This is a genomic window from Lysobacter sp. A286, from assembly GCF_054052105.1.
Genome location: NZ_JBSVRJ010000003.1, coordinates 41179 through 55644 on the forward strand (window position 1 = coordinate 41179; position 14466 = coordinate 55644).

The window sequence follows — 14466 nt, forward strand, 5'->3', positions numbered from 1 at the left end:
TGGAACGCTGGTCCAGCGCGCCTGATTCAGCCGGGACGGAGTCGGTTAATCCGAACGGGCAGTGGTTGCCGCCGCACTGCGCTTGCGCACCGGGGTCTTGCGCGCAGGACGTTTGACTCGCCGCGTCTCCACCCGTGTCGCCTTGCCCTCGATCGCTGCGTTTTCCGCCTGCCTGGCCCGACGGCGTGCGGCGTACCACAGCAGTCCGGCGCCAGCTGCGGCGGCAACCGCCACCGCCGGGTTGCGGCGGATGAAAGTCGTGGCCACACGCCCACCGGTCTTGAGTGCACCCAAGGCCACGCCGGCCTCCAGCAGGCCGCCGTTGCGCAGCTGCTTTGCGGTGGTCGGGATGGCATGCCGGATGCGGTCGCCGACCTGGCTGGCCAAGTCCAACGCGCGATCTGGAAGATGGTCGAATCTGCTCATTGCGATGTCCGCGATATGGAGGTCAAACCACAGTGTCGACAGATCGCCGTTGATGCGGCGTGAGACCGGTGCGCCAACGCCCGCGTCGGTTCAGGTGCCGCGTGGCTTGGCGCGATGGGTCGCCGTGGCCGTCCATGGGTCTTCCGGCCAGGGATGCTTGGGGTAACGGCCCTTCATCTCCTTGCGGACCTCCGGATAGGTGCGTTCCCAGAACCCACGCAGGTCGCTGGTGACCTGCAACGGGCGACCACCCGGCGACAGCAGGTGCAAGGTCAGCGGCACCCGTCCGTCGGCGATGCGCGGGGTGTCGGCCAAGCCGAACAGTTCCTGCAGCTTGACCGCCAGTACCGGTGCGAGGGGGACGTCGGCCGCATCGTCGAAGCCATACTCGATCTTGCGTTCCAGCCCCGACGGCACCGCGATCCGGGTCGGCGCCAAGGTGTCGATAGCCTGCCGCGTCGGCCAAGGCACGCCCGCCTTCAGTGCTTCGGCCAGTTCGGTCTCAGTCACCGCATCCAGCCGGCTCTTGCCCGCCAATGCCGGTTTCAACCAGCTCTCCAAGCTGGCCAGTAACACCTCGTCCGCCAGCTCCGGCAGTGATGGATCCGGTCGCCAGACCGCCAGGCAACGCACCCGCGCCCGCCACTGCCGCAAGCCGTCGCTCCATGGCAATGCCGCCAGGCCGAGTTGCCGCACCGCATCGATCAGGGCCTCGGCATAACGCGAGCGATCCGGGTTCGGCAGCGATTGGCTGTCCAGCACGATGCGGTCGAAGTGTCGCTCGCGCACCGCCGCGATGCGCCGCGCGTCCGCGTCCCAGAACACCCGGTCCCGGCTGATGAACCGCTGCAGCCAATCGCGCTCAAGCCGTACCGGGTCCAGGGGTGCGGCGCGCAGGATTCGCGCATCGCGCGGGTCATCACGCAACTCGCTGACCAGCAGCCACGGCTCGCCAAACACCGCGCTGTCATCAAACAACCGGGCACTGCGGCCATTGGCGAGCTGGTAGCGCAGCGGATCACTGCGATGCTGATGGGCGATCCGGTCCGGGAAGGCATGCGCGAGCAGGTCGCCGAGACGGTGGGCGGCGACATCCGTCGGAGGCGTCGCGCGAACCCGCAAGCGTCGGCGCCACTGCGCGGCCGCCTGGTCGATTGCCACCAGCGCGCCGCGCGACGCCTCGGCCGGGACGCGGCCATTGCGGAAGCTGGCCAGCGCCTGCCAACGCGCGGCCAGCGCATCGCTGCGACTGCGCAGCGGGTCGCGCGCCTCGATCAGAGCGGCAAGATCACAGGCCAGTGCGCACTCGACCGGGTCCTCGCAGGCCAGCAACATCGCCGCCAGTCGTGGGTGGGTGCCCAGGCCCAGCATGCGTCGGCCCAGTGCGGTGATGCTGGCCTCGTCGAGCGCGCCCAGTCGCTGCAACAGCTCTCGCGCCGACGCCATTGCACCCGGTGGCGGCGGGTCGACGAAACGCAGCTCCGGATCGCCCCAGGCCGCCAACTCCAGCGCAAGTCCCGCCAGTTCGACCTGGGTGATTTCCGCCCGGCGCTGCGGCTCCAGTCGTTGCGATTGCGGCCACAGGCGGTAGGCCCAGCCATCGGCCACCCGGCCGGCACGACCGGCGCGCTGGTCCGCCGAGGCCTGGGCGATGTGGACGACATCGAGCCGGGAGAAGCCGCTGTTGGGGTCGAAGCGCGGCTCGCGGGCCAGGCCTGTGTCGATCACCACGCGCACCCCCGGCAGGGTCACGCTGGACTCGGCGACGTTGGTGGCCAGCACGACCCGGCGGCGACCGTCGGGATCGGGTTGCAGCACCCGCGATTGCTGCTCCACCGACAGCGCGCCGTGCAGGGTCAGCACGTCCACGCCCGGCCGCATTGCCTGGCCGCCGGAAGCGTCCTTCGAACTGCTATCGCGCCCACCCAGCAACCGCTCAATCCGGTTGATCTCCTGCTGCCCGGGCAGGAACACCAGCACGTCACCGGGATGCTCCGCCAAGGCATCCGTTACCGCGCGAGTGACCTGGTGTTCGATCTTCTCGTCACGCCGCGCGGGGAAGTGATGGATCTGCACCGGGTAGCTGCGGCCCTGGCTGCTCAGCCGCGGCGCATCGAGGAACTGCGCCAGCCGCGCGCCGTCCAGGGTCGCCGACATCAGCACGATCCGCAGGTCCTCGCGCAACGCCGATTGCACGTCCAGCGCGAGCGCCAAGCCCAGGTCGGCGGCCAGGTGACGCTCGTGGAACTCGTCGAACACGATCGCACCGATGCCGTCCGGGCGGCCTTCACCCAGCGTGGGGTCGTCCTGGATCATCCGGGTCAGGATGCCTTCGGTGACCACCTCGATCCGGGTCTGCACCGAGACCTGGCTGTCGAAGCGGATCCGGTAGCCGATGGTCTGCCCGACCGCTTCCCCGCGCTGGCTGGCCATGAACTGCGCCGCCGCACGCGCCGCCACCCGCCGCGGTTCCAGCACGATTATTTTGCGACCGGCCAGCCACGGCGCGTCCAGCAGCGCCGGCGGCACCTGCGTGGTCTTGCCCGCGCCCGGCGGGGCCTCAAGCACCAGCCGGGAGTGCGTGGCAAGGCTGTCGCGGATCTGCGGCAGCAACTCATCGATGGGAAAGGAAGGTTGACTCACCGGACAAGGATATGGGTAGCGCGCTCGCCTAGACTAGGCGCATGGATTTGATCGATATCGGCGCCAACCTTACCCACGACTCCTTCGACCACGACCGCGACGCGATGATGCAGCGCGCGCGCGATGCGGGCGTCGTGCAGATGATCGTCACCGGCGCCAGCCGCGAGCATTCGCCGCAGGCGCTGGAGCTGGCCCGTGCGCATCCCGGCGAACTGTTCGCGACCGCCGGCGTGCACCCTCATCACGCCAGCGAATACACCACCGAATGCGATGCGGAGATGCGCGCGCTGCAGGCCCATCCCGAGGTGGTTGCGGTCGGCGAGTGCGGCCTGGACTATTTCCGCGACTTCTCGCCGCGACCGGCGCAACGGCGCGCGTTCCAGATGCAGTTGCAGATCGCCGTCGACAGCGGCGACAGCGCAGCCGGGGGGAAACCGCTGTTCCTGCATCAGCGCGATGCCCATGCCGACTTCCTGGGGGTGATGGCCGAGTTCGACGGTCAACTCGGCGCGGCCGTGGTGCACTGCTTCACCGGCAGCAAACAGGAGCTGTTTGATTACCTGGACCGTGACTGGCACATCGGCATCACCGGCTGGCTGTGCGACGAGCGCCGCGGCCTGCACCTTCGCGAGCTGGTGAAGAACATCCCGGCCAACCGCCTGATGATCGAGACCGACGCGCCCTATCTGCTCCCGCGCACGGTCAAGCCCGCGCCCAGCCACCGCCGCAACGAGCCGATGTACCTGGCCCACATCGTCGAGGAGTTGGCGCGCGACCGCGGCGAGGAGGTCGAGATCACCGCGGCCAACAGCGTTGCCACCACGCGCGCGTTTTTTGGCTTGCCGACGCCGGGCTGATCTGGCTTCCGCCAGCTCAACTGCGCAGGCCAACCCCGCGCTTCAGCAGCCACAGCGCCAGCGCCGTCAGCGCCACCACGAAGCCGATCATCAGCGCGTAGGCGACCCACAGCGGCACGTCGCTCACACCCAGCAGGCCGTAGCGGAATGCGTTGACCATGTAGAAGATCGGGTTGGCGTGGGTCATCGTCTCGGCCCAGCCGGGCAGCAGCTTGACCGAATAGAACACGCCGCCCAGGTAGGTCAACGGCGTCAGGATGAAGGTCGGCACGATCGCGACATCGTCGAACTTGGTCGCGAACACCGCGTTGATGAAGCCCGCCAGCGAGAAGATCGTCGCGCCCAGCAACACCGTGGTCAGGGTCACCAGCGGATGCGGGATGTGGACGTCGGTAAAGAAGGTGGCGATCAGCAGCACGATCACCCCGACCGCCACGCCACGGGTTACAGCGCCGATGACGTAGCCGCCCAGGATCACCCAGTTGGGCATCGGGCTGACCAGCAACTCCTCGACGAAACGGCTGAACTTGGCACCGAAGAAGCTGGAGGCGATGTTGCCGTAGCTGTTCTGGATCACGCTCATCATCACCAGCCCGGGGACGATGAAATCCATGTAGCCGATGCCGTCCATGGTCCCGATCCGCGAGCCGATCAGGCCGCCGAAGATCAGGAAGTACAAGGTCATGGTGATCGCCGGCGGCACCAGGGTCTGGGCCCAGATACGCAGGATGCGATGGACTTCGCGACGGGTGATGGTGCCCAGCGCGACCAGGTTGGGATGGCTCATGCGGATTGCTCCGGCCGGGCCACCAGGCGCACGAACAATTCCTCCAGCCGGTTGGACTTGGTCCGCATCGAGCGCACCCGGATGCCCGCCCCGTCCAGGGCGGAGAACACCTGGTTGAGGCTCATCTGCCGGGGCATGTCCAGGTCCAGGGTGTGGTCGTCACGGGGAAACATGATTGCGCCGTCGATCACCGGCAGCACCGGCGGCAGGTCGCCATCGACATCCAGCACGAAGCCTTGCACGTCCAGCTGCGCCAACAGACTGCGCATCGGGCCCTGGGCGACGATGCTGCCGTGGTCGATGATCGCCAGGTTGCGGCACAGGCTTTCGGCCTCCTCCAGGTAGTGGGTGGTCAGGATGATGGTGGTGCCGGCGTCGTTGATCTCGCGCAAGGTCTCCCACATGCCGCGGCGGATCTCGATATCGACCCCCGCGGTCGGCTCATCCAGGATCAGCAGCCGCGGGCGGGTCATCATCGCCCGGGCGATCATCAACCGGCGTTTCATCCCGCCCGACAGGGTCCGGCTGGTCATCTGCGCCTTGCCCCACAGGTGGGCCCGGCGCAACTCGACCTCCGCGCGCTCCAGCGCCACCTTGCGCGGCACGCCATAGAAGCCGGCGTAGTTCACCAGGATGTCCAGGGGCTGCTCGAACAGGTTGAAGTTGATCTCCTGCGGCACCAGCCCGATCAACCGCATGGCGGGCTCGCGCTGCCGGCTCAGGTCGGCCCCGAAGATCTCCACCGAGCCGGAAGTCAGGTTCACCAATGACGAGACAATGCCAATCAGGGTGCTCTTGCCGGCGCCGTTGGGGCCCAGCAAGGCGAAAAAATCACCCTCCTCGACATCAAGGGAGACGCCTTTCAGCGCCTCCACCGTGTTGCCGTAGGTCTTGCGCAGCTCGCGCACCGACAAGGCCGGCGGGGTGAGGGTCGGAACCGGAGCATCGGGCGCGGCCATGGCGCTCGGTCGGGTTTGAGTCATCGGGTTTGCAGCCTTTGCCAGGGCCGTCGCAGGGAAGCGGGGCGACGATCACGGTAGTATAGGCGGCTTGATGGCCACGCCCCGGCCACGCTGTGTTCCGGTTGCCACGCGCCGCCGACACGGTCGCCCACCGACCAAGACAAGGCCTTCGTATTCGTGGCAATCCAGCACTTCTCACTGAAACTCGTTTCCCGCCGCATGATCGCCCCCCAGGTCGGTCATTACGTGTTCGCCCGCGACGACGGCCAACCGCTGGACTTCATCCCCGGCCAGTTCATCCAGGTCCACTTCCACTACGCCGATGGCACTCCGACCAAGCGCAGCTATTCGCTGGCGACCATTCCGGACCCTGCCAGCGACCCGAACCACCTGGTGGAGATCGCCGTCAGCTATGTGCCTGGGGGAGCGGCGACGGCGTTGTTCGAGGGGCTCGAGGAAGGCGACGCGATTGATGCTACCGGGCCGTTTGGGCGCTTTTGCCTGCTGCCCACCGACAGCAACCCGCGTTACCTGTTGATCGGCACCGGCACCGGGGTCACTCCGTACCGGGCGATGCTGCCGCAGCTGGAACAGGCGATTGTCGAGCGCGACCTGCGCGTGGTGCTGCTGTTTGGTGCCCGCAATACCGCCGAGCTCCTGTATGGCGATGAGTTCCGCGCGTTCGCGAATCGCCATCCGGACAACTTCCGTTTCATCCCGTGCTTCTCGCGCGAGTTGCCAGCGCCCGACTCCCCGCATGCGCACGCCGACGTGCGCCACGGTTACGTGCAGCAGTTCCTGCCCGAGTTCGCCCCCGACACCGCGACCGACGTGGCTTATCTGTGCGGCAACCCGAACATGGTCGATACCTGTTTCGAGGCATTGAAAGAGTCCGGCCTTGAGGTTCGTCAGGTCCGACGCGAGAAGTACGTGTCCTCCAAGTAGGGCTCGTCCGCCCCTGTGGCCTGCCCGCATCGACACCACGGCGGGTGTCAGGTTTCGCGCGCTGCCTGCGTCTGTCATCCTGAACCGCGCCGAACATTCGCGCCAGGTTCACGCGCGCCAGATTCTCGAAGACAGAAGGGCAAGTCATGACGATCCGTTGTTTGCTCGTCGCAATCGCGATGACACCGTTCCTGGCCGGCTGCGGCCAAACCACCGATCGCGATACCGCCGGTGGCGGGGTCGTGGACGGCGCTGCACCGGCCGGGGCCACTCACGACACTCCGGGCATCCGCTATTTCGGGGAGATCGCGTTCGAAGCATGCGCGCTGGCCAGTGCGACCGGCGGCAAGACCACCGAAGCCCAGTGCGGCACCTTTCTGGTGCCCGAGAACCCGGACCAACCCGACGGTCGCAAGATCGCCCTGAATATCGCCTGGCTACCCACTGACGGTGGCGGTGCGGCCCCCGACCCGGTGTTCTTCCTTGCCGGAGGCCCCGGCCAAGCCGCGACCGAGCATGCCCAAGCGGTGATGTTGACGCTCGCCGAAGTCGCCAAGCAGCGCGACATCATCCTGGTGGACCAGCGTGGCACCGGTGAATCCAATCCACTGGATTGCCGGGATGCCAGCGGCGAGCCAATGGAAATGGATGACTCCGTTGTGCCAAGCCTGGCGCAGATGCAAACGTTCGCCGCCCAATGCGCCCGGGGCCTGCAAGATCGCGCCGACCCGCGCTTCTACACCACCACCGACGCCGTGCGAGACCTGGATCTGGTGCGCGCTGCGCTGGGCGCGGAAAAGATCAACCTGATCGGCGTGTCCTACGGCACCCGCGTCGCCCAGCAGTACGCGGCGACCTATCCGCGGCACACCCGCACCGTCGTGCTTGACAGCGTCGCACCGAACTCGCTGGTGGTCGGCGGCGAGTTCGCCCGCACCCTGGAAGACGCGCTGGCGCTGCAATCGAGCAAGTGCCAGCAGCTGCCGGCCTGTCGCGAACGCTACCCGACCGACATGCGCGAGCAACTGCGGACCGTGATGACGCAGCTGGAGCAAAACCCGGTCGAAGTCGATTACCGTGATTCGCGCACCGGCGAGCTGCACCACGACACCGTTACCGCGGACGCAGTCGGTGGACTGGCCTTCATGTTCTCCTACGCCCCGCAGACCGCCTCGTTGTTGCCGCTGATGATCGACGAGGCCGCGCAGGGTCGTTACGCGCCGTTGATGTCGCTGGTGCAGATGAACACCGAGCAGATGCAAGGCCAGATGACCCGCGGCATGCAGTGGTCGGTGTTGTGTGCCGAGGACGCTGGCCGCTATCGTCCCGACCCGGCATCGAGCGACACCATCATCGGCAGCGACGTGGCGGAAATTTTCTTTGCGCCGTGTTCGGTCTGGCCGCACGGGACTGCCCCGGCCGAGTTCCACCAGCCATTCACCTCGGACCTGCCGGTACTGTTGTTGTCGGGCGAACTGGACCCGGTCACCCCCCCGCGTTACGCCGATGAGGTCGTCGCCAACCTGGCCAATGGCCGCCACCTGGTCTTGCAGGGACAGGGCCACAACGTGTCCGGCATCGGCTGCATGCCCAAGTTGCTGGGCCAGTTCATGGAAACCGCCGACGCGGCGGCGCTGGAGGCCAAGTGCCTGGACAACCTGAGCTACGTGCCGCCGTTCGTGAACTTCAATGGCTGGCCGCCATGAACCGCGCTGACATCTCGCACTTGTCCACCGCAACGGTCCACGGTCGCCATCGATCCGCACGGAGTCGCCCATGATCAGCGCAGAAAACCTGCACAAGTCGTTCCAGACCAAGAAGCGCAAGAACCATCCGGGCGTGGTCAAGGCAGTCGACGGGGTCGATTTCCAGGCGCCCGACGGCAAGATCACCGGCTTGCTGGGCCCCAACGGGGCTGGCAAGACCACCACCTTGCGGATGCTTTACACCCTGATGAAACCCGACGCCGGAAAGATTCTGGTTGACGGCATCGACACCGCCATCGACCCGACCGCGGTGCGCCGCGCATTGGGCGTACTGCCGGACGCGCGCGGCGTGTACAAGCGCCTGACCGCGCGCGAGAACATTGCGTACTTCGGAGAGTTGCACGGCTTGTCGAAGGCCACCATTGCCGAGCGCACCCGGGCCTTGTCGGCCGCGCTGGACATGGACGAGATTCTGGACCGGCAGACCGAAGGCTTCAGCCAGGGCCAGCGCACCAAGACCGCGATCGCCCGCGCCCTGGTGCACGACCCGCGCAACGTGATCCTGGACGAGCCGACCAACGGACTGGACGTGATGACCACCCGCGCGATGCGCGGCTTCCTGATGCATCTGCGCGACGAGGGCCGCTGCGTGATCTTCTCCAGCCACATCATGCAGGAGGTCGCGGCGTTGTGTGACCGCATCGTCATCATCGCCAAGGGCCAGGTGGTCGCCGCCGGCACGGCGGACGAACTGCGCGCCAGGTTCGATGAACCCAACCTGGAAGACGCCTTCGTCAAGGCGATCGGCAGCGACGAGGGGTTGCACGCATGAGCCGTCAGGATCCGTCCCCGCGACCGCCCGGCGTCTTCGCCACCTTGTGGTCGGTGATGCGCAAGGAATTGCGTGATTTTTCGCGTGACCGCCGCACCCTGGCATTGACCTTGCTGATGGGCCCGTTGTTGTACCCGCTGATCATGCTGGGCATGGGCACCATGGCCGAGAACCGGGCCAGGACCCAGTTGGACAAGGAACTGGAAGTCCCGGTGATGGGCGCCGAACGCGCGCCCAACCTGATCGCATTCCTGGCGACCCATGGCATCAAGGTGATCGCACCACCGGCCGACGTCGACGCCGCGGTACGACAACAGGACGTCGATGTCGCCCTGGCGATCGACGCCGGGTTTGCCGAGGACTGGAAGGCGGGCCGGCCGGCACGCGTCGACCTGATTCTCGACAGTACCCGCCGCAATGCGGATATTCCGGTGACCCGGCTGCGGACGGCATTGGCGGCCTATGGTGGGCAGGTGGGTGCCTTGCGGCTGTATGCGCGTGGCATCGACCCGGCGATCATGCAACCGGTCGCGCTGGGCCGCCGCGACCTGGCCACCCCGGAGGCCAAGAGCGGTGTGATGATGGCGATGCTGCTGCCGTACCTGCTGATCCTGATGTCGTTCCTGGGCGGCGCCTACCTGATCATGGACGCGACGGCGGGAGAGCGTGAGCGCCAATCGCTGGAACCGCTGTTGGCCACGCCAGCCTCGCGCGGGGCGATCGTCAGCGGCAAGATCGCCGCCGCGTGCCTGGTGGGGCTCACGTCGCTGCTGTTGACCTTGCTGGCGTTCAAGCTGAGCGCCCAGGTCGCCGGGCAGATGGCCTCGATGCTTGACGTGCGTTTCGCCGCGATCGGCAAGCTGCTGCTGATCCTGTTGCCGATGTTGTTCATTGGCACCACCTTGCTCAGCTACCTGTCGGCCACCTCCAAGAGCATGAAGGAGGCGCAGAGCCACATGACCTGGTTGATGCTGCTGCCGATGCTGCCGATCATGTTGCTGGCAGTGAACCCGCTGAAATCCGAACTGTGGCAATACGCGGTGCCGTTCCTGGCCCAGAACCAGTTGATCCAGAAGGTGATCCGGGCCGAGCCGATTGGCGCGGACATCTGGTTGGTATACATGGTCGCCGGTTTCGCGCTGGCCGCCTTGTTGTGGTACGCGGCAGTGCGTCGCTACCACCAGGAGAAGCTGGCGATCTCCGGCTGACGGCGATCGCCAATCCACCAACAACAAACCCGGCCGAAGCCGGGTTTGTTGTTGCGCGAGTAGCCGGTCGGATCAGCCTCCGGCCGGACTGAAGCCAATGGTGCGCCGTGTGGTCACCGGCGCGGGCAGTGGCTGGAAGCGCCAACGCTCCACGGCCTCCAGGGCGGCGCGATCGAAGATACGTCGGGGTTCGGAGTGGATGACCCGGGCCGAGCTGACCGATCCATTGACCCCCACGATGAATTCGACCTGCACCTCGCCGGACGTTCCGGCGCGGAACGCGGCACGCGGATACTCCGGCGCCGGCGTCGACAGCGGGCGCAAGTCAGCCGCGGTAGGCTTCGCGGCGGCCCTGGCCTGCGCAGCCACCGCCGCTTCCGCCTCCTCGGCCTTGCGCCGCTCGGCCGCTTGTTCTGCTGCCGTGGTGGCTTGTTGCGCCGCGGTGTTCTCGGCAGCGTCATCCGCCGCCTGCTTGGCGAGCAGCGCCTTCGCCGCCGCTTCCTGCTGCTGCTTCTGGTCCGCCACGCGCTGGCGTTCCAGATCGGCTTGCCTGGCCAGCTGTTCCTCGGCCGTCACCTCTTGCCGCGCGGCGCGCGCGGCGACCTCTTGCTGACGCGTGGTAATGCTGGACTTCAGCCGCGCCAACGCCGGGTGTTCCGGCTCGGCCTTTTCCAGCAAGGCGGCCAGACGCTGGGCTTCGGCGAAGTCCTCACGGCTGATGCTCTGCTCGGTGGCAATCACGGTCATCGGCAACAGGTCGGTCAACGCACTGGACACACCGGCGTCGGCAGGCGACTTGTCGCGCAAGGCAAGGAAATACTCAACCGCGTTGTCCCCGGCGGGTGCGTACAGGCGATTGTCGCTGTATGCCTTGCGTGCCGCGTCGCGCAAATCCTCGCTGCTGAGGGCCTGCAGCTCCTCGGACACCGCTGTCTCGGGCGTCGCGGCGGGCGCCGCTGCGGGTGTGGCAGTGGTCGCGGCCGGTGCGGTAACGTCTTCGGCAGGCTGCTCGTTGCCGCAAGCGCCCAACACCAGGCCCATGGCCACTACCAGTGAAAATCTTGAAACCGTGGACATCCGGCAGGATGGCCGGATGGATGAATTGCTGATCATGACGAGCTCCCCTGAAGCGCATCCTGTTGGACACACTTGCACAAGGTCGCGAGAGTAAGCCTGCTTTGTCAAGTTCAATCGGACAATCGGACACCACGCCGTCGCACCCGACAGGGCCCCCATTGCCATCCCGAATACGGGCGTTGGTTTTCCTCTGCGGCGTTTTTGTGGTCGAATCGATCCCTTCAAGCCGGTTCTGGGGTGGCTTGGGCGTGGACAGCTCTGGATTCCGGGCCTCACGGGGGAACGCCAAGCATCATGTTGAAAGCAGACTCCAACCACGAATTTGAACTGCGCGGATGGTTGCCGATCCCGGTGCGGCTGCCGGTGCAACGCGACCCGTCACCTAACTCAGTAAAAAAGGACTTCAGATGAGCCACTTGATCGATATTTTCCTGCAGCCCAGCAAGGTGTTCGCCGATCTGCGCGAGAAGCCCACGTTCGTGCTGCCATTGCTGGTCATCGCCGTGTTGTCGGCCGCCATGACCCTTGCCTACTTCCTGCGCGTCGATCCGGACTGGTTCCTGGACCAGGCCACCCTGGCGATGAGCGCCAGCGACGCCGCGCAAGCCCGCGAGATGATGCCGGGCGCGCGCACGATGGGTTACATCGGCGCAATCAGCTCACCGCTGGTCATCGTGGTGATCATGGCGCTGACCGCGTTGTACTACCTGCTGGCCGGCAAGGTCACCGGCAACGCCGTGTCCTTCAAGCACGGCATGAGCCTGGCCAGTTGGGCCAGCATGCCGGCCGTACTGGGCACCCTGGTGGCCCTGATCGGCGCACTGATGATGGACCCGCAGACATCGCTGGAGTCGCTGATGCTGGCCAACGTGGATCCCTTGCTGGTGCAGCTGCCCGCGGATAGCCCCTGGTCTGCACTGGCTCGCAGTTTCAGCTTGCTGGTGTTCTGGTCGCTGTTCCTGACCGCACTGGGCTGGCGCATCTGGGGCAAGACCAGCTGGTTGCAGGCGATCGTGGTGGCAGCGCTGCCGAGCGTGCTGATCTATGGCGGCATGGCTGTTTTCGCGCTGTTGAAGTGACGGATTCGACCGAATGAAGTTCAACAGGAAGTGGGTCGCAGCCGCGTTGGTGATCGCGGTCGTCGTGGTTCCGCTGGTGATCAAGAACAGCCGCGACGCCCGCGGGATCGAGGTCGAGATCGCGCCGGCCGAACAGCACGAGGTGCGGCCGACCATCCTGGCGTCCGGGCTGCTGGCCTATCGCACCGAGGTCGACCTGACCGCCGAGGTGGTCGGCAAGGTGATCGAGATCCTGGTTGAGGAAGGCGATACGGTCGAGAAGGGACAGCTGTTGGCGCGGCTGGACCCGGAGACCTACAACAACGCCATCCAGCGCGAGGAGGCCAGCCTCAGGCAGAACCGCATCAGCATTGAGCGCCAGCGTGCGGAACTGTCGCTGCGACAAAAGCAGTTCGAGCGCAGCAAGCAGCTGGTCGCCGCGCAGATCATCGATCGCAATACCTTTGATGAAGATCGCAACCGCCTGGACGTGGCGCGGGCAGACCTCCGCGGCAGCGAGGAAGCCTTGAAACGCACCGTCGCTGTGCTCGATGAAGCGCGCGAGCAACGGGCCAAGACCGAGATCCGCTCGCCGCAGTCCGGCCAGGTGGTGTCGCTGCCGATCAAGGTCGGCGAGACCGCGATCCCGTCGACCTCATCGCTGGCCGGTGCAAAGTTGATGCAGATCGCCGACACCACCACCGTCCAGGCCGAGCTCAAGGTCGATGAAGGGGATATCGCCAAGGTAGCGTTGGGCCAGCACGCCGACGTCTACCCGGCGGCCTATCCCGAAAAGGCGATCAAGGGCACGGTCAGCCAGATCGCCCTGGTACCGACGGTCGAGGGCCAGGGCCGCGCCTACCTGGTCACGGTACACCTGGACCGGCCCGACGGGCTGGTATTGCGCTCCGGCATGAGCGTGCGTGCCGACCTGTTCCTCAGCGATGGGCGCAAACACCTGGTGGTGCCGGTGGAGGCCGTGCTCACCGACACCAGTGAGGCCGACCAGACCACTCGCCATGTATGGGTGGCGCGCGATGGACAGGCGCACAAGGCGACCGTCACCACCGGCCCGTCCGATGACCGTTGGGAGTCGATCGAGAAGGGCTTGTCGGCGGGTGACAAGGTCATCGTCGGTCCCGCCCGCACCCTGCGTACCTTGAACGAAGGTGACAACGTGGAGGCGGTCAAGGCTGACAAGAAGAAGGACGCAGATAGCGACAGCGGCGATCGCGACGACGGCGACAATGCCAGCGACGACGACGCCGCATGATCTCGCTGAGCAATATCGTCAAGCGCTACCAGATGGGCGAAGAGACGGTGATGGCGCTGGCGGGCATCGACCTGTTCATCGACCGCAACGAGTATGTCGCGCTGGTCGGTCCGTCGGGTTCGGGCAAGTCGACGCTGATGAACCTGCTGGGCTGCTTGGACACGCCCAGCGAGGGCACCTACACGTTGAACGGCCGCGACACGTCTTCGATGAACGAAGACGAGCTGGCGCAAGTGCGCAACCGTGAGATCGGGTTCGTGTTCCAGAGCTTCCATCTGCTGCCGCGGCTGACCGTACTGCAGAACGTGATGCAGCCATTGGTCTATCGCGGCATGCCGATCGCGGAACGGCGCGAGCAGGCAACCGAGGCGCTGGTCAAGGTTGGCCTGGCGGATCGGCTTGGGCATCGGCCAACGCAGCTGTCGGGCGGGCAACGGCAACGCGTGGCTGTGGCCCGCGCGCTGGTCGGCCGGCCTTCGATCCTGCTGGCCGATGAGCCCACCGGCAACCTGGATTCACGGACGTCGGCGGAGATCATGGCGCTGTTCGACGAGCTGCACGAACAGGGCCAGACCGTGGTGGTGGTCACCCATGAGCCGAGCATCGCGGACCATTGCCGACGCTCCATCCGGGTCAGCGACGGGCGCATCGTCGAGGATCTCGTCCAGCCTGGCAAGACGTTGGTGAACTGA

The 14466-nt window shown here is 66.3% G+C and carries 13 protein-coding genes; 8 read left to right on the top strand and 5 right to left on the bottom strand.

Annotated features, from left to right (window positions below):
• Nucleotides 1–45: 45 nt before the first annotated feature.
• Together ACW7G0_RS11850 and hrpB are read right to left on the bottom strand one after the other, a co-directional pair.
• Entirely contained in the window at nt 46–426 is a 381-nt protein-coding gene (locus ACW7G0_RS11850; protein WP_456989829.1) for a hypothetical protein, read from the bottom strand.
• Nucleotides 427–516: 90 nt separating this feature from the next.
• Entirely contained in the window at nt 517–3069 is a 2553-nt protein-coding gene (hrpB, locus tag ACW7G0_RS11855; protein ID WP_456989831.1) for an ATP-dependent helicase HrpB, read from the bottom strand.
• A gap of 41 nt (nt 3070–3110) precedes the next feature.
• Here hrpB and ACW7G0_RS11860 point away from each other — a divergent pair, with 41 nt between their 5' ends.
• On the top strand, nt 3111–3926 hold the full coding sequence (locus ACW7G0_RS11860) for a TatD family hydrolase (protein ID WP_456989832.1): 816 nt from the start codon (nt 3111–3113) through the stop codon (nt 3924–3926).
• 16 nt (nt 3927–3942) lie between these two features.
• Here ACW7G0_RS11860 and ACW7G0_RS11865 read toward each other — a convergent pair whose 3' ends face one another.
• Entirely contained in the window at nt 3943–4713 is a 771-nt protein-coding gene (locus ACW7G0_RS11865) for an ABC transporter permease (protein WP_456962757.1), read from the bottom strand.
• On the bottom strand, nt 4710–5672 hold the full coding sequence (locus ACW7G0_RS11870; RefSeq protein WP_456990173.1) for an ABC transporter ATP-binding protein: 963 nt from the start codon (nt 5670–5672) through the stop codon (nt 4710–4712). The genes ACW7G0_RS11865 and ACW7G0_RS11870 overlap by 4 nt, the downstream gene beginning before the upstream one ends.
• Before the next feature lie 222 nt (nt 5673–5894).
• Between ACW7G0_RS11870 and ACW7G0_RS11875 the strand changes: the two genes are divergently transcribed.
• The 4 genes from ACW7G0_RS11875 to ACW7G0_RS11890 all read left to right on the top strand — a co-directional run bounded on the left by ACW7G0_RS11875 (nt 5895) and on the right by ACW7G0_RS11890 (nt 10366).
• The gene (locus ACW7G0_RS11875) at nt 5895–6620 is read left to right on the top strand and encodes a ferredoxin--NADP reductase (protein WP_456989834.1); all 726 of its coding nucleotides are present in this window, start codon (nt 5895–5897) and stop codon (nt 6618–6620) included.
• Between the two features lie 146 nt (nt 6621–6766).
• On the top strand, nt 6767–8326 hold the full coding sequence (locus ACW7G0_RS11880; RefSeq protein ID WP_456989836.1) for an alpha/beta hydrolase: 1560 nt from the start codon (nt 6767–6769) through the stop codon (nt 8324–8326).
• A gap of 70 nt (nt 8327–8396) precedes the next feature.
• Nucleotides 8397–9158 carry an ABC transporter ATP-binding protein gene (locus ACW7G0_RS11885; protein WP_456989838.1) on the top strand — a complete coding sequence of 254 codons (762 nt, stop codon included), beginning with the start codon at nt 8397–8399 and terminating at the stop codon, nt 9156–9158.
• Nucleotides 9155–10366: an ABC transporter permease gene (locus ACW7G0_RS11890; RefSeq protein WP_456989840.1), complete on the top strand. Its 1212-nt coding sequence runs from the start codon at nt 9155–9157 to the stop codon at nt 10364–10366. Before ACW7G0_RS11885 ends, ACW7G0_RS11890 begins: the two co-directional genes overlap by 4 nt.
• A 72-nt stretch (nt 10367–10438) precedes the next feature.
• On the opposite strand, the gene ACW7G0_RS11895 is transcribed toward ACW7G0_RS11890, so the two are convergent.
• Nucleotides 10439–11479, bottom strand: coding sequence for an energy transducer TonB (locus tag ACW7G0_RS11895; RefSeq protein WP_456989842.1), 1041 nt, complete (start codon nt 11477–11479; stop codon nt 10439–10441).
• A gap of 371 nt (nt 11480–11850) precedes the next feature.
• Between ACW7G0_RS11895 and ACW7G0_RS11900 the strand changes: the two genes are divergently transcribed.
• Genes ACW7G0_RS11900 through ACW7G0_RS11910 form a run of 3 tightly spaced genes read left to right on the top strand, consistent with a single transcriptional unit; the run spans nt 11851 to nt 14466 of the window.
• Nucleotides 11851–12522, top strand: coding sequence for a YIP1 family protein (locus tag ACW7G0_RS11900; protein ID WP_456989844.1), 672 nt, complete (start codon nt 11851–11853; stop codon nt 12520–12522).
• Between the two features lie 13 nt (nt 12523–12535).
• Nucleotides 12536–13774 (top strand): efflux RND transporter periplasmic adaptor subunit, encoded by a 1239-nt coding sequence (locus ACW7G0_RS11905; protein WP_456989846.1) that lies wholly within the window; start codon nt 12536–12538, stop codon nt 13772–13774.
• Nucleotides 13771–14466, top strand: coding sequence for an ABC transporter ATP-binding protein (locus ACW7G0_RS11910; RefSeq protein WP_456989848.1), 696 nt, complete (start codon nt 13771–13773; stop codon nt 14464–14466). Before ACW7G0_RS11905 ends, ACW7G0_RS11910 begins: the two co-directional genes overlap by 4 nt.

What these genes read in the sequence shown, in the direction of transcription:
- ACW7G0_RS11910 (WP_456989848.1), top strand. Translation starts at nt 13,771, where the DNA reads ATGATCTCGCTGAGCAATATCGTCAAGCGCTACCAGATGGGCGAAGAG.
- ACW7G0_RS11865 (WP_456962757.1), bottom strand. Translation starts at nt 4,713, where the DNA reads ATGAGCCATCCCAACCTGGTCGCGCTGGGCACCATCACCCGTCGCGAA.
- ACW7G0_RS11860 (WP_456989832.1), top strand. Translation starts at nt 3,111, where the DNA reads ATGGATTTGATCGATATCGGCGCCAACCTTACCCACGACTCCTTCGAC.
- ACW7G0_RS11870 (WP_456990173.1), bottom strand. Translation starts at nt 5,672, where the DNA reads ATGGCCGCGCCCGATGCTCCGGTTCCGACCCTCACCCCGCCGGCCTTG.
- ACW7G0_RS11900 (WP_456989844.1), top strand. Translation starts at nt 11,851, where the DNA reads ATGAGCCACTTGATCGATATTTTCCTGCAGCCCAGCAAGGTGTTCGCC.
- ACW7G0_RS11895 (WP_456989842.1), bottom strand. Translation starts at nt 11,479, where the DNA reads ATGATCAGCAATTCATCCATCCGGCCATCCTGCCGGATGTCCACGGTT.
- ACW7G0_RS11850 (WP_456989829.1), bottom strand. Translation starts at nt 426, where the DNA reads ATGAGCAGATTCGACCATCTTCCAGATCGCGCGTTGGACTTGGCCAGC.
- ACW7G0_RS11905 (WP_456989846.1), top strand. Translation starts at nt 12,536, where the DNA reads ATGAAGTTCAACAGGAAGTGGGTCGCAGCCGCGTTGGTGATCGCGGTC.
- ACW7G0_RS11880 (WP_456989836.1), top strand. Translation starts at nt 6,767, where the DNA reads ATGACGATCCGTTGTTTGCTCGTCGCAATCGCGATGACACCGTTCCTG.
- ACW7G0_RS11885 (WP_456989838.1), top strand. Translation starts at nt 8,397, where the DNA reads ATGATCAGCGCAGAAAACCTGCACAAGTCGTTCCAGACCAAGAAGCGC.
- ACW7G0_RS11875 (WP_456989834.1), top strand. Translation starts at nt 5,895, where the DNA reads ATGATCGCCCCCCAGGTCGGTCATTACGTGTTCGCCCGCGACGACGGC.
- ACW7G0_RS11890 (WP_456989840.1), top strand. Translation starts at nt 9,155, where the DNA reads ATGAGCCGTCAGGATCCGTCCCCGCGACCGCCCGGCGTCTTCGCCACC.